Annotated in this window: 20 protein-coding genes and 1 pseudogene; 7 read left to right on the top strand and 14 right to left on the bottom strand. The window is 61.2% G+C overall.

Annotated elements, in window-relative coordinates; all coding sequences use genetic code 11:
* From E4Q23_RS22965 to E4Q23_RS22910, 12 genes and pseudogenes are all read right to left on the bottom strand, one after another.
* Positions 1 to 251, bottom strand: a pseudogene (locus E4Q23_RS22965) (P-type conjugative transfer protein TrbL); the annotation flags it as partial.
* A gap of 7 nt (positions 252 to 258) precedes the next feature.
* Positions 259 to 471, bottom strand: coding sequence for an entry exclusion lipoprotein TrbK (gene trbK / locus E4Q23_RS22960; protein ID WP_169068730.1), 213 nt, complete (start codon positions 469 to 471; stop codon positions 259 to 261).
* Positions 472 to 483: 12 nt separating this feature from the next.
* Positions 484 to 1,260: a P-type conjugative transfer protein TrbJ gene (gene trbJ / locus E4Q23_RS22955; protein ID WP_169068729.1), complete on the bottom strand. Its 777-nt coding sequence runs from the start codon at positions 1,258 to 1,260 to the stop codon at positions 484 to 486.
* 21 nt (positions 1,261 to 1,281) lie between these two features.
* Positions 1,282 to 2,688, bottom strand: coding sequence for a TrbI/VirB10 family protein (locus E4Q23_RS22950; RefSeq protein ID WP_169068728.1), 1,407 nt, complete (start codon positions 2,686 to 2,688; stop codon positions 1,282 to 1,284).
* A 6-nt stretch (positions 2,689 to 2,694) separates the two neighbouring features.
* Positions 2,695 to 3,159, bottom strand: a complete 465-nt coding sequence (locus tag E4Q23_RS22945; RefSeq protein ID WP_169068727.1) for a conjugal transfer protein TrbH — start codon at positions 3,157 to 3,159, stop codon at positions 2,695 to 2,697.
* A gap of 2 nt (positions 3,160 to 3,161) precedes the next feature.
* The gene (gene trbG, locus E4Q23_RS22940) at positions 3,162 to 4,052 is read right to left on the bottom strand and encodes a P-type conjugative transfer protein TrbG (RefSeq protein WP_169068726.1); all 891 of its coding nucleotides are present in this window, start codon (positions 4,050 to 4,052) and stop codon (positions 3,162 to 3,164) included.
* A gap of 14 nt (positions 4,053 to 4,066) precedes the next feature.
* Positions 4,067 to 4,840 (bottom strand): conjugal transfer protein TrbF, encoded by a 774-nt coding sequence (locus tag E4Q23_RS22935; RefSeq protein WP_169068725.1) that lies wholly within the window; start codon positions 4,838 to 4,840, stop codon positions 4,067 to 4,069.
* The gene (locus tag E4Q23_RS22930) at positions 4,837 to 7,395 is read right to left on the bottom strand and encodes a VirB4 family type IV secretion/conjugal transfer ATPase (RefSeq protein WP_169068724.1); all 2,559 of its coding nucleotides are present in this window, start codon (positions 7,393 to 7,395) and stop codon (positions 4,837 to 4,839) included. Before E4Q23_RS22930 ends, E4Q23_RS22935 begins: the two co-directional genes overlap by 4 nt.
* Positions 7,392 to 7,703, bottom strand: a complete 312-nt coding sequence (locus tag E4Q23_RS22925; protein ID WP_169068723.1) for a conjugal transfer protein TrbD — start codon at positions 7,701 to 7,703, stop codon at positions 7,392 to 7,394. The genes E4Q23_RS22930 and E4Q23_RS22925 overlap by 4 nt, the downstream gene beginning before the upstream one ends.
* Before the next feature lie 2 nt (positions 7,704 to 7,705).
* A complete protein-coding gene (gene trbC / locus E4Q23_RS22920) occupies positions 7,706 to 8,095 on the bottom strand; it encodes a conjugal transfer system pilin TrbC (protein ID WP_211203916.1) in 390 nt (129 codons plus the stop codon).
* Positions 8,096 to 8,107: 12 nt separating this feature from the next.
* Positions 8,108 to 9,070 (bottom strand): P-type conjugative transfer ATPase TrbB, encoded by a 963-nt coding sequence (trbB, locus tag E4Q23_RS22915; protein WP_169068722.1) that lies wholly within the window; start codon positions 9,068 to 9,070, stop codon positions 8,108 to 8,110.
* A 255-nt stretch (positions 9,071 to 9,325) separates the two neighbouring features.
* Positions 9,326 to 9,700 carry a transcriptional regulator gene (locus E4Q23_RS22910; protein WP_169068721.1) on the bottom strand — a complete coding sequence of 125 codons (375 nt, stop codon included), beginning with the start codon at positions 9,698 to 9,700 and terminating at the stop codon, positions 9,326 to 9,328.
* A gap of 376 nt (positions 9,701 to 10,076) precedes the next feature.
* Here E4Q23_RS22910 and kleE point away from each other — a divergent pair, with 376 nt between their 5' ends.
* From kleE to trfA, 5 genes are all read left to right on the top strand, one after another.
* A complete protein-coding gene (kleE, locus tag E4Q23_RS22905) occupies positions 10,077 to 10,406 on the top strand; it encodes a KleE stable inheritance protein (RefSeq protein ID WP_169068720.1) in 330 nt (109 codons plus the stop codon).
* Between the two features lie 120 nt (positions 10,407 to 10,526).
* The gene (locus tag E4Q23_RS22900; RefSeq protein ID WP_169068719.1) at positions 10,527 to 10,832 is read left to right on the top strand and encodes a transcriptional regulator KorA; all 306 of its coding nucleotides are present in this window, start codon (positions 10,527 to 10,529) and stop codon (positions 10,830 to 10,832) included.
* Positions 10,829 to 11,599 (top strand): ParA family protein, encoded by a 771-nt coding sequence (locus E4Q23_RS22895; RefSeq protein ID WP_169068718.1) that lies wholly within the window; start codon positions 10,829 to 10,831, stop codon positions 11,597 to 11,599. The genes E4Q23_RS22900 and E4Q23_RS22895 overlap by 4 nt, the downstream gene beginning before the upstream one ends.
* The gene (locus E4Q23_RS22890; RefSeq protein WP_169068717.1) at positions 11,596 to 12,681 is read left to right on the top strand and encodes a transcriptional repressor gene korB; all 1,086 of its coding nucleotides are present in this window, start codon (positions 11,596 to 11,598) and stop codon (positions 12,679 to 12,681) included. Before E4Q23_RS22895 ends, E4Q23_RS22890 begins: the two co-directional genes overlap by 4 nt.
* An 84-nt stretch (positions 12,682 to 12,765) precedes the next feature.
* Positions 12,766 to 13,638: a plasmid replication initiator TrfA gene (trfA, locus tag E4Q23_RS22885; protein WP_169068716.1), complete on the top strand. Its 873-nt coding sequence runs from the start codon at positions 12,766 to 12,768 to the stop codon at positions 13,636 to 13,638.
* 933 nt (positions 13,639 to 14,571) lie between these two features.
* Here trfA and E4Q23_RS22880 read toward each other — a convergent pair.
* Positions 14,572 to 16,221 (bottom strand): hypothetical protein, encoded by a 1,650-nt coding sequence (locus E4Q23_RS22880; RefSeq protein ID WP_169068715.1) that lies wholly within the window; start codon positions 16,219 to 16,221, stop codon positions 14,572 to 14,574.
* A gap of 80 nt (positions 16,222 to 16,301) precedes the next feature.
* Complete coding sequence (locus tag E4Q23_RS22875; protein WP_169068714.1) at positions 16,302 to 18,242, bottom strand: hypothetical protein; 1,941 nt, start codon at positions 18,240 to 18,242, stop codon at positions 16,302 to 16,304.
* A gap of 389 nt (positions 18,243 to 18,631) precedes the next feature.
* On the opposite strand from E4Q23_RS22875, the gene E4Q23_RS22870 reads away from it, so the two are divergent.
* The gene (locus tag E4Q23_RS22870; protein WP_169068713.1) at positions 18,632 to 18,958 is read left to right on the top strand and encodes a hypothetical protein; all 327 of its coding nucleotides are present in this window, start codon (positions 18,632 to 18,634) and stop codon (positions 18,956 to 18,958) included.
* Between the two features lie 795 nt (positions 18,959 to 19,753).
* The coding region (locus tag E4Q23_RS22865; protein WP_336511766.1) for a TIR domain-containing protein at positions 19,754 to 21,014 on the top strand (1,261 nt) is incomplete at its 3' end.

The following is a 21,014-nucleotide window of genomic DNA, read 5'->3' as shown; positions in this document are numbered from 1 at the left end:
ATGTCGGCCTTGCGCAAGGCCAGCATGCCGAAGGTCCAGACCATCGAGATCAAGGCCAGGGTCCAGAACAACCACGAGGCCCGTGCCGTGATCGTAGCCGCCCACATGCTGGCCGCGGCCGAATAACGTGCCAGGACGTTATCCAGCACATCCGAACTGTCGATAGCCGCCTGCGCTTCGACGGAAAAGAGCAGCAGCCACAGCAACAGCGCGCCGGTGGTGGCACCTAATAGGGCGGGCGTTCTTCTCATCGCTACCTCACCAGGCTTTCTGTTGGCTAGGTTTGAACTCTCCTTGTCGTGGGCACTTGTCGAGAAGTTCAGCGCGTTGAGCGGGATCTTGCACCTTGTCCAGATCGGCGCAGGCCGGGCTGGCGACGGGATTTTTGGTTTCTGGCTTGTCGCCACAACCCGGGACGGTCGCTATCACCATGGCAACCATCGCCACGCTCGAGAGTTGTCTTGCATTCATGTCATCTCCTTCTTACCAAGTACGCCCTGTACTGCTGCGAAAAGTGCCACTGCGCAGTTGCTCGCCGGCAGCGGCTTCTTGTGCTTCACGATCGGCCAGCACCTGATTCCGGGTGGCGATGGCGTTTTGCTGCGCGATCAGGAGTCCCCGGATCTGCAGCAACTGGTTTGCCTGTTGGCTGGCCAGCTGGTTGGCGTAGCCGATGGCCTGCATCTGGCCCGTCGCGCCTTGCGCACTCGACTGCAGGCGCTGCAGGGTGCGCGCATCGGCTTGCATCGCGTCCTGCTGACGGTCGAGGCCTCTGAACAGCGCATCGGTCGCCCTCTTCTGTGCTTCGGACCCGAGGCGCTGGCTATCCTTCATCGCGGCCCATTCCGCCGCCGTACACCCGCCAGAGTTGAAGCAAGGCGAGCTGCGGTAGTAGGCCGTGTCCTGGAACTTGCCCAGGTAGTTGTCGATGCTGCCGAGGTTGGCCTTGTAGTAGTCCAGGGTGTCGATCGCACCGCGCAGCAGGTTCATCGTGGTCACCGCCTGATCCCAGATGTAGGCGGCCGGTGCAGCGGTATTCCTCAGCATGTTTTCGTACTGCTGCAGTTGCGTCCGGTATTGCTCGATTTGCTGCAGCGTTTGCGCCACGCTTTCCATGGCGGTCATCACGTTCTGCGTGAGGTTGCCGGCGTCGAACACAGGGATCCCGGTCGCATGTGCCGGCGCCATCATCGCTGGGCTGGCCGAGAGGGCCATCGCCAGGAAAATTTTAGCGGCTAAAATTTTAGCCTCGGGCTTCATCGTCTTTTCTCCCTAGCGTCATCAGTAGTCAAAGGATTGGTACGGCTTGGAAAACGTCATGTCCTTGGTGACGATGACGTTGAAGCGATAGCCGGGCCGGATCTCCAAAGTCGGCGCAATGTTCATGTTCTTGGCGATCAATTGCGCGGTCACCTGCCCGAGCTGCTGCCCCAGGGCCTCGCTCATGGCGCTGCTGGCACTTGGCGTGCCGTAGGGTGTCTGCGTCTGGTTCTGCTGTTGGCTATAGCTGATGCCGGCGGTGACGGCCGACATCAGCAATGCGGACCCGAACAGCCGCAGGTAATGGTTGTTCACCCGGTCGTTGAACCCGGCGTAGCCGACACCATCGGCGCCCGGCATCGAGCCGATGTCCATCGCCTTGCCGTCCGGGAAAATGATGCGCTGCCAGGCCACCAGCACCCGCGCCTGACCGTAGGCGACGTCGCTCGAATAGCTGCCGACCAGGCGCGAGCCTTGCGGAAGCAGCAGATATTTGCCGGTGGCCGTGTCGAAAACGTTCTGCGCGATCTGGGCCATGATCTGGCCCGGCAGGTCGGAATTGATCCCCGAAATCAGCGTCGCTGCCACCACGAAGCCGGCGCGTAGTTCGTACGGCGAACGCGGCGCTTCCGGCTGGGAATCGAGCCTCCAGCGGTCGCCAGATCCGGTGTTGCCGAATTGCGAAACGCTGTTCTTGCCGCCAGTCGCCGCCGTTGGCAGCAGTTGCGGGGCGGACGAAGCGCTGCTCCGCCCTGCCCCACTCATACCCTGCAGCTGCGCCAGGCGTGCCTTGTAGGCCGCCGTCGGATCATCCCGGCCGGCGGCGTCGATCTGCTGCCGCACTGCGGCCAAGCGGGCAATGGCTTCTTCACGACTACCAGGCGCGCCCGTCACCCCACCCGGTGGCGAACCCGCGCTACGCGGGGCGACGACCGGTACGGTCGTCCTGGCCTTCACCGCCTCTTCGAGCTGCTGCATCTTCACCATGCGGATGCGATCCAGCTCATCGTCGCGGGGAGTGCGTTGGAGCGTGCCATCCCCTGTCGAGCGAGGTGGCATAGGCGGTGCGTCGAGGTTTTCCGGGCGGGCAATGGGGATTGCGCCGAGCTGTGTACCGGGGCCAGCGAGTGCCGGGACTTGCAGCGGTTTCGCGGCCTCGGCCGGGATGATCCCGTCCTTTTGCTTACCGGCGATCTCGTTGGCGAACAGGCTGCTGTTGCCGCCCTTCTCCTTTGCCCCCTGCGCCGGCTCGTTCTGCTGGGCAGCGCGATCCGCGGCCACCAGGACCATGACGATCAGGAAGACGGTCATGACGCCGCCGACGAGGTACACCGGCAGGTTGTTCACCCGGCGCACACCCGACCGCCGGGACACTTCGCCAGGCGAAGCATCCGGTGACATTTGCTCTTCGGTGAGGTGCTCAGCCATGACCGCTCACTCCTTCCGAACCCAGGCACCGGCCGGGGCCACGCTATCGTTCTGCGCCACGTAGGCGCGACTCAGGGACTGCGAGCCGACCATCAGCGTGAGGCGGTAGAGGTTTGTGCTGGCCGGCGCGTCGAGCACATAGCGCAGGTTCAGCCCCGGCCCGGCGGTGTTCGGGTTGTCCGCCGACGCAGCCTCGTCCGGTTCGAACTCCAGGATGGCATAGCCCTTGATGCGCAGAGATTCGACCAATGCGCTGCCGTAGGCGTCAGGCGTCGGCTGGCCAAGGTCGAAGCGGGTGCTCGCCGGTGGGTACAGGACCATGAGCTGCTTTACCGTGTCCGCGGCGAGCGTTTCATTCAAGGTAGCCGGGGCGTTAGCGCCAAGGAAATTACCGTAAGGCTCGATCGAGGCGCAGCCAGACAGGCCGGCCAGCAGGAACAGGAGGGGCGCGAGGCCCATGAGCTTGCGCATGGTCATTGCCCCTTCTGGATGGTCACCCGGTCCTGGTCCGATCCAACGCCGGCAATCAGGATGGCCTTGTCGAATACGGCATCGACAATGTAGCGGTTGCCCTGCACGCGATAGTTGACCATCACCGTTTCGTCGTCGGAGAACAGGCCGCCGTCCTTGCGTACGACCAGCAGGGTCGGCGCTTCGCCCTGGGCCATCGTCGAGGGCATCTGGATGATCGTCTTGCTGCCGTCGTTGTAGACGCGCAAGGGTTTCCAGGCTGCGCTGCCCGAGACCTCGTAATCGAAGCTCAGGTTGCCCAGGTACTCACCGGTTTGCGGCAGCGTGTTGTCTTGGCGTTCCCTCACCTCGCGGGTCTTGATCGCTTCCCACTTGGCCATCGCGTCTTCGGGATAGGTGAAGGAGACTTGCGGCATGTAGCGCGTGCGATGCGAGCGCAGCCGCAGGTGATAGGTGCGCCGATTGGTGGTCACGACCAGGGACGTTTCCAGTCCCACATCCAGCGGCTTGATGATCAGGTGTTGAACCTCGCCGCCACCACTGCCGGTGATCGCCGGTTCAACCGTCCAGCGAGCCGTATCGCCGAGGTTGATCGAGTTGACCTGTTCGCCGGGCTGCAAAGCCACGTCGCACACCTGCAGCACGGCGCAAACGATGCTCGGTTGCTGGGCGCCGTAGAGGAACCTGATCGAACCGTTCGGGCCGGCCACCGGGGCGGTACCCGTTCCTCCCGAGGCCTTCCACTTCTCGGCGATGGCAATCGCCACTTTCTCCTGCTTGGTCAGGGTCGGGTTCTTGCCCGAAAAATAGAGGTCGGCGAGGTTGTCGCCAGAGGCCGCCAGGGCGACTGCGGGCACAGCGCCCAGGATCATTGCGTAGAGAACCTTCTTCATTGGGGGTGCCCCTTTCAAAGCTGTTTCGACCAGGAGAAATCACGGACATAGATACCCAGCGGGTTGTTGCGCACCTGTTCTTCGCTGGTCTCGGGGGTCGGTTCGACGACATAGACGGTCACCAGGGAGCGCATGCGGAAAGGCTGGCCCTTGACGATCCCCTGCCGGTCGCGGGTGGTTTCCAGCCAATCGACTTGCCAGGTTTCGGGCGTCTGCGCGAGCACCGAGGCGACCTCGATGCTGACCGTTTCCTTTGCCGCCCGCTTGAACGGGCTGGCTTCCTCGCTGCCGTTCAGCCATTCATTCATCCTGGCCGTGGCCGGATCGTGCGGGGCGAGCATCGAGTACACGCGGAACACGGCCTTGCGCTGCAGGGCCACGTCCGGCGTGACCACGCGCGCGTCGCTGATGAACGCGGCCACCGACGCTTCGATCACCCGCACATCGGCCGGCGCCGCCCGCTCGGCGGGTGCCACGGCCAGCGCCTGTCCGAGCTTGTCCACCTGGACGACGTAGGGCACGAACTTCGCCTGGCTGCCAATGTGGATGATCCCGCCGACGCCGGCCAGCGCGATCAACAGCGACAGAATGCTGAGCAGCTGCCAGGTCTGACGTGCAGAAACGACGCTGCCGACGTGCTCGTTCCAGGTACGACGAGCCGCCAGGTAGGGATTTTCGTTCTCGCCGCTGCGGCGCCCCCCGACCATCGGTTCATGGGAACGCCGGGGGTCGGCGTCGGGAGCGGCTCGCTTGAATGGCCAGCCCTTGAGTTGATCAGCAAAGCTCATGCGGCGACTCCATATTCGCTAAGGTTCAATCCCCTGCCCTGCAGCCACTCATTCACCCAGCCATGGCCAAACTTGGCTTCCAGGTGCTTGATGGTGGCCACCGATTCCTTGTCGGCAGCACCAACGAAGGCCAGGGCCAACGGCCCCAGGGCGAGGTCGTAGAGGCGGCGGCCGTTTTCCGAAACGTAGTAGTACTGGCGCTTGGGAATGGCGGTCGCGAGGATCTCGATTTGCCGGGCGTTGAGGCCCATGCGGCGATACAGCGCCGCCGTGTCCTCGTCGCGCGCGTAGATGTTGGGCAGGAACACCTTGGTCGCCGTCGATTCGACGATCACGTCCAGGATCCCCGAGTTGACCGCGTCGGAGAGGCTCTGCGTCGCCATCAAAACCAGGCAGTTCGCCTTGCGCAGGACCTTGAGCCATTCCCTGATCTTGGCGCGGAACGCCGGGTGTCCGAGCATCAGCCAGGCCTCGTCGAGGATGATCACCGCCGGCTGGCCATGCAGGGCGCGCTCGATTCGCCGGAACAGATACAGCAGCACCGGCAGCGCGTACTTCTCGCCCAGGTTCATCAATTCCTCGATCTCGAAGACCGTGAAATCGGAGAGCGACAAGCCGTCTTCCTCGGCGTCGAGCAGGTGTCCCATCGCGCCATCGACCGTGTACTGCCGAATGGCCTCGCGGATCGCCTCGTCCTGGATGGTGACCGAGAATTCGGACAGGGTGCGGCCACCACTGGAATGCAGACTGAGGATCGCATTGCCGATTTCGTTGCGCTGCGCGGCCGAGGTATCGAGTCCGTTCAACGCCAGGATGGTGTCGATCCACTCCATCGCCCAGGCTCGATCCCCCTTGGTTTCCAGGAACTGAAAGGGACAGAAGGCCAGGCGCTCATCGTCGGCGGCGACCGTGAAATGCTTGCCGCTGCTGCCCCCGGTCTGGGCGCGGATGGCAGCAGCGAGCGGGTACATCGACATCCCCTTGTCGAAGGCGAAGATCGACATCCCGGCATAGCGGCGCAGCTGTGCGGCGATGATGCCCAGGTGCGTCGACTTGCCGGCGCCGGTCGGGCCGAACATGAAGGTATGGCCGAGGTCGCGCACGTGCAGGTTCAGCCGAAACGGCGTCGCGCCGTGCGTCACGCAGTGCATCAAGGCCGGCGCCAGTGGCGGATACATCGGGCACGGCGCACCGTCGCTGCCTGTCCAGATCGTGCTCGTCGGCAGCAGGTCGGCCAGGTTCATGGTGTTGATGAGTGGCCGGCGAACGTTCTCGACGCCATGCCCGGGCAAGCTGCCGAGGTAGGCGTCCATGGTGTTGATGGTCTCGATGCGGGCCGCGAAACCGAGACGGTTGATCGCCTTTTCTACCTGGCGTGCAGACGCTTCAAGACGGGTTCGATCCTCGTCCATGAGCACGACGACGCTGGTGTAATAGCCCTGGGCGACCAGGCCGCTATTGACTTCGGCGATGGCCGATTCGGCATCGGCGACCATCGAGATCGCATCCTGATCGATGGACCCGGTGTTGGTGTTGAACACCTGGTCGAAAAAGCCGCGAATCTTCTGCCGCCACTTCTTGCGAAACTTGTCGAGGTGCCGCACCGCCTCGTGCGTGTCCATGAAGATGAAGCGCGACGACCAACGGTATTCGCAAGGCAGCTCGCCGAGGGCGGTCAGGATGCCTGGGGTGGACTCCAGGGGGAAGCCTTCGATGGCGACGGTCTGGATGAACTGCCGGCCGACCTTGGGCACCACGCCGGTCCACATTTCCTGCCCGCCAATGAGCGCGTCCAGGTACATCGGGTTGGTCGGCAGCTGCAGCGGGTGATTGATGCCGGTGACGCAGAATTGCAGCCAGCGCAGGAAGTCGTCGTGGGTGACCTGCGAACCGTCCTCGTTGACCACCTTGTGGCCGCGCAGGCGCTGGAGGCTCAGCGCCGACGACAAGCGCGACTCGATGGTGGCGCACTCGCGTTTGAAGAACTCGATCAAGCCTCTCGTGCTGGCCTTCTGATCGGGCGCCTGCGTGTCGTCGTCGAACATCAGTTCAACGAACTTGCGTTGCGCGAGCAGCGGCGGGAAGTAGGTCAGCGTCAGCACGAAGTAGCCTTCGTACATGGTGCCCAGGCCCTCGAACAGCCGACGCCGTTCCTCGTCGATGGCCGCCGATACCCCGTCGGGGAAGTGCGAGCTGCCGCGGCTCGAGTAGTTGGCCGCCGGCCGACGCACCGCGTCAACGTGCAGCATCCAGCCATTACCAAGCCCGGAGAGGGCCTGGTTGATGCGGAACGAGACGATCTCGCGCTGCTCGTCGGTGCTGCTGGCGTTGTCGCTTCCGTTGTACAGCCATGCGGCCATGAAAGAGCCGTTCTTGCCCACGATCACCCCGTCGTCCACCATCGCGGCGTAGTTGAGCAGATCGGCCAGACCGGCATCCCTGGAGCGATGCTTTTTCAGTCTCAAGTCTTCATCGACCGCACGGATACGGGTGTAGAGCGCGAGCAGAAGAACCGCTCCCGAGGCGGCAATGGCGAATGCAAGTCCTTCGATCATTGGTATTGCCTCCCCTGGCTGGTCGTGTTTTCCCGGAAGGGTGTGCTGCGCGCCGGGTAATACGGCTTGTAGCGACGGTGCCGTATGTACACGAAACGCATCTTCGGATCGGCCTTCGCCATGAGTCGGAAGGCGTAGAGCGCCGCGATCCACAACACCAGGCCGACGAGCGTCGCCCTGACTTCCTGCGCACTGAAAATCAGCGCAAAGGCCAGCAGGCCGGCGAACATGACCAGCTCACGGTCCCCTCCCATGAACAGGTTGTCCCGGTTGCCGGCGCGCCGAATGGGGACCGAGCGAAGAGCCATGCTCAGGCCAGCCTTCCGGAATCGATTGAGGTCGAGCCGGCGATTACCGCGCCACGGCCGAAGAAGGTGCCCATCACGTTTTGCGCACCAACCAGCAAGGCCATCACCAGGACGATGAAGATCAAGGTGCGGAAGAATCCGTTGAGATCGCCGCCGAAGATCAGCACTCCGCCGGCAACGACAATGCCGATGATCGATAGCGCGAAGGCGACCGGGCCGGTCACCGAGTTGCGCAGGTTGGTCAACCAACTTTCATAGGGCAGCGAACCGCCAGTGCCCACCGAGGCGAAAGCTTCTTGCGGGGTCAGCAGGAAGAACGCCAGCAACAGGAGCAGCCCGAGAGAGACGACAGTCGAGTTCTTGAGTGGGAAAGGCATGGCGGGTGCTTGCATGGGTTTGGTCCTTTACAAAGGGCGAGTGATGTAGCGGCCGTCCTCGTACCCGGAAACCTCGATGATTTCCTGGACGCAGCGGCCTTCGGGAGTTCTGGCGATATGGACGACGACGTGAACCGCCTCCCCTATCAGTGGTTCAATCGGTTTGGGTGAATCCGGGTGCATGCTGATGAGCATGGCCAGACGATCAAGTCCAGCCTTGGCGTTATTGGCGTGCAGCGTTGCGGCACCGCCTTCGTGGCCGGTATTCCAGGCCATCAACAAGTCGAGCGCCTCAGGGCCGCGCACTTCGCCGACCAGGATCCGGTCGGGCCGCATGCGCAGCGTGGTCTTCAAGAGCATGGTCATCGTCACTTCGAGCGAGGTGTGGTACTGCACGAAGTTTTCGGCGGCACACTGGATTTCCCCGGTGTCCTCGATGATGAAAACGCGTTCGCTCGGATCGAGCTCGACCATGGCATTGATGATGGCGTTGACCAGGGTGGTCTTGCCGGAGCCCGTGCCGCCAATCACCAGGATGTTCCGGTGTGCCCTTATGGCGGAGGTCAGAATCGCCTGCTGTGCGGCGGTCATGATCCCGGCTGCGACGTACTGTTCCAGCGTGAAGATGGCGACGGCCTGCTTGCGAATGGCAAACGTCGGCGCAGGAACTACTGGAGGAAGCTGCCCGGCGAAGCGCGACCCATCGAGCGGCAACTCGCCTTCGAGAATTGGCTTGTGCCGGGTGACTTCCTTGCCGTGATAGCCGGCAACCGTCTTGATGATTGCTTCGGCCCGTGCAAACGGAATGGAGCCGATGCAACACATCCTTTCACCGAGCCGCTCCTGCCAAAGCTTGCCGTCTGCGTTGAGCATGATCTCGACCGTCCTGGGATCAGCCAAGGCGTCCATGAGGAGCGGCCCCAGGTCACGTTCCAACTTTTTCTTCGCCCGCTCCTTGAGGGTGGAAACGAGCGCTTCGCTTTCTGCCATCTGTCGATCTCTGTCCGGTTTGCTGGAATGCCGAAAACACCCAGTCCGACAAACGATATAACGAACTAGAAATTGATGCAAGCCGATGGCTATAGTGGACGTGCGTTGGAGTTTGTGCTAACGGGTGGCCCGCTTTAACAAGCTTTTGTGCTTGTCATGCGTGGATCTGACAATCCAGGATCGGGCTTTGATAGGGCGCAGGGCGCGCCAGTCGGAGGGGCAGAGAATTTTAGCGGCTAAAACCCTGCCCTGGCGTTACGAGGGGTTGCGCAGTTTCTTTCTTGTCGCCTCATCCCACTTTTTGACGATGAAAACCTGGTGATCTGGCAACACCGCTGTCACCCGTGCGACACCTTCTGGAAGGCTGCGGGGAGCATGCCCACCGGCCAGAGCGTCCAGACTGTCCCGGTCAAGGTCGGTCCATTCGAGGAGTGTTGGCAGCGGGGTGTCAAGCGCGTCGGCGATCGCCTCCATGATCTTCAACGAGGGATTCGCCTTGCCGTTGGTCAGATCTGAGAGAAACGAGATGGAGATGTGCGCCTTGTCGGCCAGTTCGTGCTTCGTCATGCCTCGTTCCTCAAGCAGGCGAAGGATGTTGGTAAAAAAAGATGTGGCTGTACACGTGGTCATCACCGTCCGGTGGCGCGGCCTGAAAATTTTAGCCGCTAAAGTTCTTGACGCAGGAATGGAGTTTAGCTAAATTGCTATCCAGCGCTCTATGGAGGACTGTGTTTGTGACCTATAACTCCCAACTGAGCGGGCGGCACAGCTGGCGAACCGACGGGGTGCGAACGACAAAGAGGCGGTGTCATGTATCGAAAGCCGGCGCGCAGCCCAAATCCGGTTCGGACCGACGTGATCGGTCGAAGAGGCCAGTTGACAAACGGACGGGCAAGGTGAAGCGCCCCGGACAAACCGGGGCGCTTGACCCCAGTGCTGTCACACCAGGGCCCAGGCGCGGGCCTGCAAGCGGCATTAGACATGCGACCGCATGGAGGGTCAATCAATGGCGAGCATCATCAAGTTCCCCCGGAGTCTCGATTCCCCCGTCCCCCGTGCGGCTCGGCCGTGGATCGCTCCCAAGTACCTTGAAGGGATCCGCGGAAAAGCCATCTTTTCCGGCCTGGTCGAAGGCATCTGGGTTGCCATTGTCCTCGTGTGGCCGGTATTGAAGTGGGTTCTGTCGATCGACGTATTTTTTCAGTTGTTTCGCATGATATACCAATGGGGCAGGGCGGACGTTCATGACGTTTGGACGTTTACCCTCCATTTCGCAGTGCTGACCTCGCTTACCTGCTTTGTTTCTCTGTACAAGCCGAAAGGCAACAAATTTTAGCGGCTAAAAAAATTGGCCCTCCCGAACGGCAGTCGTTCGGCTGGCCGGCGACTCACGAATGGCGGCTGTCACCGCCTTTTGATCAATCCTGGCGCGGAGCAAAAAAATGGGTGCAAATCCATGAAAAAACGGCTGACCGAAGGCCAGTTCCACGAGGCCGCCAAGGGGCTGAAAGTAGGGGAACAGACACTGGAGATCGCCCGCGGCGTGCTGATCGACGGCAAACCACAAGCGGACTTTGTCGCGTTATTGGGACTCTCCAGGGGTGCGGTATCGCAAGCGGTCGACCGGGTGTGGTCCGCACACCAGGCAAAGAATTTACCGGCGGGGTACGAGCGGGTGTCGGCAGTATTGCCGGAACACCAGGCTTTCATTGTGAAAAAGTGGGCCGAGGACGCCACAAGGAAACGGGAACCCACTAAATGAAAACACTCGTCACGGCAAACCAGAAGGGCGGCGTCGGCAAGACTTCGACCGTCGTTCACCTTGCGTTTGACTTCCTCGAACGCGGCTTGAGAGTTGCCGTGATCGACCTGGACACCCAGGCCAATGCCTCTTATACGCTGCAGAAATTCCAGAGCGGCTACCTGGCAAGCCAGATGTTCTCGACGAAAGGCGACGCGGTACGCGCCTGCTTCAAGGATTTACCCGAAGGCCCGCTGGTACGCCTGATCGCTTCCGACGCGCCACTGGCCGACATGGAGAAGCGGACGATGGCCGACGTGGCGTCGAGCTTCACGCACAACGTCAAGGCTCTGGCCAAATGCGGGTTCGACGTATGCCTGATCGACACCGCTCCTTCCCTTGGCGTCAGCATGGCCGCGGCGCTTTACGCGGCCGACTATGTGCTTTCGCCGATCGAGCTGGAGGCGTACAGCATCCAGGGGATCAAGAAGATGGTCATGGCCATTGCCAACGTCCGCAAGGCCAATCCCGGCCTGAAATTCCTTGGCATGGTGCCCAGCAAGATCGATGGCCGCAACCCGCGCCACGGTCGCCACCTGCAGGAGCTGGCGAACGCCTATCCACAACTGATGATCCCGGCCGGAATCGGCCTGCGCAGCAGCATCGCCGATGCCCTGGCTTCAGGCGTGCCGGTCTGGAAGATCAGGAAGACCGCCGCTCGCAAGGCCGCGCAGGAAGTCCGCGCATTGGCCGCTCATGTTTTCGAGAAGATGGAGATTGCACAATGACCACCGCCGCCACCAACACCGTCAAGAAGGCCAAGAAACAGCCCGAGGCGCAGCCACCGGCGTTCGGACTGGGCCTCGATAACATCGGCGATCTTTCGGCCCTCCTGAACCAGCCGGAAGCCAGCGGGAAAGCCTCCGGGCCAATGGAGTTGCCGCTCGATCTGATTTCCGAGGATCCCCACCAACCGAGAACCAAGGACAACCCGGGCTTCTCTTCGGAAAGCCTGACAGAACTCGCCGACACGATCCGTTTGCGCGGCGTCAAGACCCCGATTTCCGTGCGTGAGAATCCCGAGGCACCCGGCTTTTTCATCATCAACCACGGCGCGCGGCGCGCCCGCGCGTCAAAACTGGCTGGTAAGAGCAGCATCCCCGCGTTCATCGACAATGACTACAACGAGGCCGACCAGGTCATCGAGAACCTGCAACGCAACGACCTTACCCCCCGCGAGATTGCCGACTTCATCGGCCGCGAACTGGCCAAGGGCAAGCAGAAGGGCGAAATAGCCAAGGAGCTTGGCAAGTCCGCTTCCTTCGTCTCGCAGCACGTCACCTTGCTGGACCTCCCGGATCCCATTGCCGCCGCGTTCAACTCCGGCCGGTGCCGTGACGTGACGGTGATCAACGAACTGGTGACGGCGCACAAGAAGCGCCCCCAGGAGGTTAGCGTGTGGCTGGCCGACGACAGCCAGGAAATTGCCCGCGGATCGGTCAAGCTACTGCGCGAGTTCCTGGAGGACAAACGCAAGCACGAGTACGTCGCCCCTGCCGCCGACGACGATCCGGTCGATGAGTCTCCCGCCGCCCAGAGCGACACCGAAGCCAGCGACCATGAAAACGCCGTTGGCGAGCAAGCTCCGGAAGCGTCCGCTGACAAGCACGATAAAGCTCCGAAGGAAGCCAACCTGGACAAGCTGAAGAAAACCATCGTGCAGGTCAGGCACGACGATCGGCCCGCCCGCCTGCTCCTGAATCGCCGGCCACCGGCCGCAGGCTACGCCTTGTTGAAATACGAGGATGACGGACAGGAGTTCATGGCCGATCTTTCGCAGGTGCAGCTCGTAGCACTCGTGGAAGGGTAAGCAGGGTTCGGATACCCCAGCAGCCTTGCGGCTTGACAGCTGTCGAGCCGCAAGGTCAACGGAAGAAAGAGGGAGTAAGAGAGTATGGCAACCGGCGAAAAAGTACCGACAGATCAGATTTCCGGGAAGTTCGACAAGCTTCGCCGCGATGCCTACCTGGACAAGCGGGGCATTGACCCACACCAGCCGTTCCAACTGGACTTGCTGCTCCCCGACCTGAACGACAGCCAGCGCTTCATCCCGAACGACTACGCCCGCTCGTCGCTGTTCACCGCCCGCAACAAGAGGGAAGCCCGGCGGGTTCTGCAACACGAAAAACTGTTCCACCTGCACGAAGGCCAAGGTATTTCGCTTGTCTATACCGGCATCGAACTGAGGGCCGAGGATGACGAACTCGTCTGGCTGCAGATCATGCATTACGCCAAACACGTGCCCTTGGGCGAGCCCTTCGAGTTCTCCGTCAAGGATCTGGTGCGCGACCTCGGTTGGGCCAAGAATGGGCGCTACTACGACAAAGTCCGCGAATCCATTTCTCGCCTCAAGGCCAACGAAGTGCTGGTCCTGAACGATAAGGCCTATGGCAAGAGCGGCGCCATCTCGCTGATCGACAAGTACAGCGCCATCAACGACTCTGAAGGCAAGCTCACGCAATACCGCGTTTGGGTTGACCCCAACCTGATCGTGCTCTTCGCCGGCAACACCTTCACCAATCATTCCTGGGAAACCTACCGCTCCTTGTCGCCCGTAGCCCGCCGACTGGCAGACTACATCGAGAGCCACAAGCAACCTTTCCCGCTGAAGCTCGAAAGATTCCGCGAAATGTGCGGATCAACGAGCAAGACCGTCTACGGGTGGCGGCGCACAGCACGAGAAGCCTGCGCGGAGATCGAGGCCAGCGGAATTGCCAAGTGCGTGCAGCTACATACCGACGACAGCATCTACGTCGTGAACGAATGACGGCACGAGCACCGGGCACACTCAGGGCGTGAGCGCCCAGTTCCTCTCCATGCTTCATTTGTCACGGCTTGCCAAGGACCAGTCCCAAAGCCCTCTTCAAATGCCCGCAGAGCGCACTTATCCACAGAACCGTGACAGATGACGCAGGCAGCGTGACAGATGACGCATGGCAAACTCGTCGACCCTGCGTCATCTGTCACGGTTTTGGACGTGAAAACCCCGTTTGCCAACCCTACTTGTGGATAACCTTCTCGGCGCATCGCTCCAGATCCACCAAGCCGCCGCCAATCGTGACAGATGACGCATGTCTCGTGACAGATGAAGCATGGAATTGGCCAGTTGGCTGCGAAACCCGTGACAGATGAAGCATGAAACCGTAACAGATGGCGCATGAAATCGTGACAGATGAAGCAGGGGCTGTTTTCCTAACTATCTGTTGTTTCTCGTTTTTTTTGCCCTGTTTTTCGGCCGTTAACCATCTTTTAACCTTTTTCTAACCAAGAAAGCTTTGTCGTGCATCGGCCAGAACGTCTCTTTCTTCTCCCGGAAACCCTTCCTTACTCACAAGAAACAGAAATGCAAGCCATTGTTTTTTATAACAGTTTAGCCAGAGCGCTGGGTTGGGAGGTTCCTCCTTAGAGCGTCAAGGTCTGCAAACCCATTAAGGTTGAACTCCAAGGAAAAGACCGACCTGCTGCTAGCTTCCTCATATTCAGGGCTGATCAGCTTGGCTTTGTTTCAGGGTTTCCGAGTGTGGCTGGATTCAATTGCAGACTCCTTCCTGATTGATCGAAGTCTGATTGCTCCCTTGCCAGGCCAACGGCTGCTGCGCTCTGTCAACTGCCACCTCCGATCGGTTCTGCGCCGACTTGCTCGGCCTCATGTGATGAAGGTGCGATTGCCTTGTCTAACAGCGGCGCGCCACGAGGTATGCTACTCTTCTGCAGCTTCGGGCTTTTCCGACGCAGCAGCATCGGGCACCGCCAAGGAGTACCACACCGATGCAGGCACGGGCGTTCTGAAGTGGCGGCATGCAAGGAAGTCGATCGGCCAAAGGCCGACGGCGAGCGCTGGCGAATGCTCCTCCCACTGCAGAACTTTACTTGCGTTGAATTCCTTGATGCGTTCGCGCAGTGCGGGTGCATCTGGCGGTATCACGTAGGGTGCCTCACTCGTGCCATGCCGATGATGTCCTGGCTCGAAATACCAGGCGAGGCGCCAGTCGACCGACGGATGCCACAGCTGCGCGCCGACTTCCGGATACTTGGTCGCCGCGCCTTGCGCCAGCAACGAGTACAGGTCGTCGAACTTGAGCATAGCGCACCAACTTGCGAGCGTTGCTAGCAACCACGAGGTCTGCTTAGCCTTGGTCTTCATTTCGTCGTCGCCCTCGACATCCAGTTCGACCAAATCGTCGAGCGAATCGGTTCCGACCGGCAGGTGTTGTCCCAACCGGTAAACAAAATTGAGGCGACAAACGAGCTCCTGCATCCACCAACGCGTCGCTTCACGCTGTCCAGTCAGGGCGAACAGCACCAACACAAGGCAAATGTCGATCACGTGCTCATCCAGGCGCGGTGACGCCGCCGCACTGTGATTGCGTAACAAGATGGCCAGTGCTTCCGCGACTGTGTGCGCGTTACCCATCGCCTGCTCGCGCTGACTTTCGTTGACGTTGGTTAGCGCCATCCCGATCCCGATGCTTGCCAGCAGCCCGATCTGCTCGAACAGCATGATCGAATATTCGGCCCCCTCGCGACAGTAACCCGAGAAGCCGTCCTTGACTTCCAGATGCGGCAGGAGCAGCTCGTAGATCCGCTGCGCTGCTTCAGCGTGCGACTTCCAGATGTCGAACAGCTCCTGCAACACGGTGCTATTCGTGTGTAGATTCTGAGCCTGCGCGCGGTGGAAGCACCACAGAATGGTGCGCTCCAGCACCCACAGCGCTTGGCGGCGCTCACCTTCCGCATCCGCCCAATAAGCGCAGATTCTGGCCGCCAGATGTACCCGACGCAACGCCTTGACCAAGTCCTTGACGGACTGCGCCTGCCCCTGCGCTGTGAGCGATCCGTCGGTGTTTAGGCCGAGTTGGCGCAGCACCAGCCGGCACAGATCCGTGAACCGGTATTCGGAGTCGCCCGCGAGCGCAAGCGACTTGCGCAGGTCGCTGCGGTCTTGAGTGTCGAACAGGTTCTCGTCGAGCAGATATTGCTCCAGCAACTTGGCGACGTGGTCAGCCCCCCAGAACTCGAACGCGACCTGTGTATGCCGATCGGTGAAGCCGCTCCAGTTCTGCAGAGTGTCTTGGCTGAGATCGCCAGTGGTGGCGACGACGATCACCTTGCGGTGGTTTTCGTAGCCGGGTGGTATGTGGCTCGCGAGGAACACGTCGAGGATTTCCTCCATGCTCTGGCGCACTGCGTTTTGCCCGCCGCTCCATTGCTGCCGTCCGATATCGCCTTGCTTAATCACGAACAGCAGCAACTCGTCCGCACCGTCCTTGACCGACTTTCCTGCGGCAGGGAAGTCGACTCCGAACTGGCGCGTACCCGCTTGTGGCTTGACCAGTGGAACGTAGCCCATCTTCGCCAGCAGTTCTGGCAGCAGGCGATCGAACTCGTCGCGTTCACGTAGCGTGCGCAGGTATTGGGAAAGCACCAGTCTCACGTGTCACCCCGTTCAGCCGAGCGATTGCTGTGCATGCGATACGCATTGCCCACTGGATCGAGTGCCTCGCGCCGCGGCATCTCGAATGAGACTGACATCGGTTTCAGCTGCATCGGCTCAGTGTACCCCAGCATTTCCGGCAAGTACTGGAACGACCGATTACCCCCCTTCAAGTGCACCGTGGTGACCAGCTGCTGCAGGATCGACTTCGACTGCGCATCGGCCATAGCGCGCGCCATCTGCTTGGCTCGCGCCTTATGGAACGTGCGGCGCAGCGCCGGTGGGGGTACAAGTTCCTTGAGGCGAGGGAGCGCTTCCAGCCGTGCCATATCTGCTTCAAGGCGCTCACGGATTTCGGCGAACAACGCCGATGCGGCAGGATCTACCGCGTGCTCCGCAATCTGCAGCCGCCGGATCGTCGTACCCGGATAGTCGTAGCCGATTTCGTCGCCCAACAGCGACCGCATCATTGGGAACACCCGCCGCTGTGCCTGAGACACCGACAGCAGCGACAGCGCAAGCGACAGTAGATGCTCGGAGTCGATAATGTAGCCAAGCAGCCGCCGCGCCAGGTACAGCAGATCTGAGTCCGGTACACCGTCGAGGAGTTGCGCGTCGAAGCTGAGCTCGACCCGTTCGTAGTTGCGAACTCCGGACAGCAGGCCCGCGATAGCTGCGGCCGGAGCCTTGCTGTCGGAGAGCAGCCATTGTGTTACCACGCGAGACAGCAGCGGCGGGCTGTTCAAGACGTTAGCCGCGCTCAAGTTGAACAGCTCCGCGAATCGGCGATCGTTCGGCCCTTCGAAAGGCTGCGCCTCGATCCAGTCGAGAAGGAACGTCAGCGTGGCGTCGCGCTCGACTGGCGTTGCATGCAACAGGCGCGACAAAGCGAAATCGAGCTGGTCGAGTGCGCCCTTGTACGCCTCACCGAGATGCTTGCACGGCGCAAGCCACTCGAAGAACAGATTAGCGGCACGCAGCTCATCATCTTCGCGCACGATCGCGGTCGCGATATAGCCCAGAGCGTCCTGGTCACGTGCGCCCGCGAGCCGCTTCAGCTCGTCATCGAAGCTGCGGCGCAGGTGCAGCAGCCCGGTTGCCGCTTCCAGTGCCGCGTTGCGCTCGGTCCGCTCCATGCTCGCTAGGCGGCATAACACTACGGTATCGAGCTCATGAGCGAGTTCCTGCGGCAGGCTAACGTGTTGCAGCATGCGGCCCGCGATCCAAGTCGTGACGGCAGGAAGAGGCCTCTCTCGCCGATCGACCGCCTGCAGCAGCGACTGCGCAGCCGTCGCCGGCTCGCTCGCAAACCAGCCCATCCAGGCCGTACCTGTCAGGGTTGCGCGCGACTCCTGCGGTTCGTTCAGCAGCTCGGCGAGAAGCGCCTGCGCGATCGCAACATGTGAGACCAGCCACTGCTGCAGCTTGCCGAAGAATACGTTGGCAGCCATGTCGCCATGCGTGAGCTCGTGCTGCGCATCGTTCAGCGCGATCAATGAGTGAAGCGGTAGCGTGTCGCAATGCAGCAACATGTTTTCGATAGCATGCAACGCGTCGAACACGCAGATGTGGTCGCCAACAGCGTGAGCAGCCAACTGCAGCACGTCAGTTCCGCCAGCCTGCGCTGCCGCGAGCAGACGGCCGGAGGCCCGGTCCGGGTGGCTGATCTCGTGGCGTTGTAGCGCCTTAGCTGCGCCAAATAGGCGCTCCGCGTTAGTTATGCCATCGGCGCCGAGCTCGCGCTGGACGTCGCCGACCACGAAGCGATTCAAATCGGCTAGGCTGGCAAAGCGAAGCTTGGCGCCATTGATCTGGACTCCCGGTTGGCCCTCTAGATCAATCGTTGCGTTTGCGGGTAGGTCAATATCGAGCGACGCATCACCGCGCTCGTGCAACGCCCGCGCGAGTTCGCCGATTGTGGGCGATGGCGAAGCCATGTCAGGTCACCTGAAGGCGTAGCTGATTTTCCGCGAACGACGCTTGACTGAGGAACTTTATATGTCTCTGTCGCATGGTGACCTATTTGGCATATGTTGGATAGAGCACGATAAGTATTCCTTTTTCTCGGCGCATACGCAATCCGAGTGCGTCAGCTAGAGTCATAGGAAAGGCAGAGCATCACGATTTGCATTGCCACATTAATTCCCTGAGCCTGCCACGGTCGCATGACTTTCAAGGTGCCGGTGCAGATCAGGTTTGGACGATAATCGCCGCTCAAGCCGATGACTTGCGTCCGGTCCTAGCGTACCTCGCGGCAGGTTAACTTGGATAGCGGTCATTAACCAGCCGCGCGCCGGAACGGCGGCAACTGGTCGGATGCCGTCCTTTGCGACTGACCATAGCGACCATTCAGGCGCCGAGAACTATCAACGTCCGCAACCTATTGCTTGCAGCGACTGGTGATTCCGCTGAAGCGGCCTATTTGGACGATGAGCCCGCCTTTTCCTTTGCTTTTTTGAACCAGCCGAACATCAGATTTCCTGCCGTTTTTCTTGTCGCCGCACTTTGTCTTGTACCTGTTCTATTGCCAGCGGGCTCGAACGTCTTCTTCACACAACATTTCTTCCTCCTGGAGGAAGAGCATCGTGAGTCCGCTCGGGGGATTGATGCAAAACGATTGACCTTGGGCGGCCTAGCCTTACAATCCCCATAGCGCCCGCCAGCGCGGCGGATCAGTCCAACAAGGTTTATCTGCCGCGAGTCGCCTGCGGTTGACTCGGGCTCTTCTGCGGCGGCAGATAAACGCTATTAGCTGTCACTTTCCACATCGAGGAGGGTTCCATGACTTCGCTCCGCAAGATCTTCGCAATTGGCTCCTTAGCCCTTGTCTCACTTGCCGCCTATGCGACCTGCAACGACATCAGGCAGAACTGCCAGCGCGAGTTCGACCTAGATAATGCGTATTGCAACAAGCAACCTCCCCAATCGCAGGCCAACTGCTACGCGCATTCGCACGAACGTTTTCTCTCCTGTTTGGGGAGTTGTAAGTGAGGTTATTGGCGATCCCTGCAGCCTAGCGGGCAATCTGCACTGGGGAACACGTATCCCCGCTCCTCGGTACTGTAGGCAAATCGCACTCGACAGTACGGCCGACGGGAGGATCGTTGCACGCATCTCCACTGGCTTCGCCGGAAACACTGCGCCGTTCGGCATCTCCCAGTGACGGGTCGGCTGCGCACGCCTCCTTGCGACCGTCTTACCCGCTTCTGACTTCTCAGTAGTAATGTGTCGCGCTGCGGGCCCTAGTACCGAGTCTTGGGGCTAGTGTCCAGGGAGCCGTATGTCAATACCCAGCATTCCAGTCGCGCCAGGGTTCCCATCCGGCAGCGGTGCCACTGAGGCGACGCCGTCCGCAGACGTCTTCGATGCATTCCTGAGTTATTCCACACGCGGCAACTACCACCTGAGCCGGCGAGTGGAAGCGTTCCTCGAGGGCTTTCATAAACGCGTGGCCGCCGGCGGCCAGCAGGTGCGGGCGCTGCAGGTGTGCCGCGACGGCAGCGATTTTCGCCAGTGGTTGCTGCCGCGCACGGGAGAGGTTCCAGATTCGGTGTGGCGCCGCATCGAGTCTGCCCTGCAGCACTGCCGCAGGCTCGTGGTGCTGTGCTCGCATGAAACGGCGTCGTCGTCTTGGGTCGATCGCGAAGTGGCTTGGATGCTGAAGACCCGCGGGCCGGACCACGTGTGGTTGGCCATTGCTGCGGGAACCGACCCGTCCACGCAACCCGACGGGATCGTTCCGCCCGCAGCCATCGCTGCTGGGCTGCACACCCGGCAGATCTGGTACGACCTGCGTCAATGGCGTGGCTTGCGCGGAGATAGTATCCGTGATGCTGAGGACGAACTAGTGCGGCTGGCAGTGGACCTACTGGACTTGCCGGCCGATAAGCACCCCGGGTTGGCAGCAGTCTGGCAGCGCGAGGAGACGCGCCGGCGGCGCCGGCAGGCGATGCAGACCATGACGGCCGCGGCGGCCGTGGTTGCGGGTGCGGGGCTAGCGGCGTGGCAGTTCAATGAGGCGAGTAACCGGGCGCTTCAGGCACAGGCTTCGTCGCAGGTGCGCGTGGCCGAAGCTGCGCTGGAGCGCTCGCCCCTACTTGGCACCCTGGTAGCCCTCGAATGGCAGCCTCAGTACCTGCCTGCAGATGCCATGGGCATGAGCTGGCGTCTTCTCGGTAGTGAGATTCCGCAGGCCCGGATTCGCGGGCACGAAAGGGGCGTTGTGAAGGCCGGGTGGCTACCCGATGGTCGCGTTTGGGCGGTTGATCGCATCGGGGTGGTCAGCCTTTCGCCAGCCGATGGCCAAGGCAAAAGCAGCAGGCTGGTACCACGCTCGCCGGCCAAAGTGGAGGCCGTGCAGGCGTCGGCTGACGGCAAGCGGCTCTGGGTGGCAGAGGCCACCGGGACCTTGCGTGAAGTACAGATCGAAGGTGATCGACTGCTAGATGCTGGCGTCGCATGCCGATTACCGGCGGGCGATGTGCGCCACCTTTCGGTGGCGCCGGGAGGGCGGTGGCTGCTGCTATCTGGATACCAGCACCGGGTGTATAGCTGCGATTTGCAGCGTCATGGCGAGTCAGCGTATGCTTGGCCGATTTCGGGCCGCTTGGCACTCGCTTGGTTCGACGCGGTCCATGACTCCTGGCTGATGATGAGCGACGGAGGCGATCTCTGGCAGGCGAGGGGCAATGACAGGGAGGCGAAACGGG

This window comes from Candidatus Accumulibacter phosphatis (assembly GCF_012939955.1).
Lineage (GTDB): Bacteria > Pseudomonadota > Gammaproteobacteria > Burkholderiales > Rhodocyclaceae > Accumulibacter > Accumulibacter delftensis.
The sequence above is the reverse complement of the archived record's forward strand: the minus strand, read 5'-3'. Positions and strand labels throughout refer to the sequence as shown.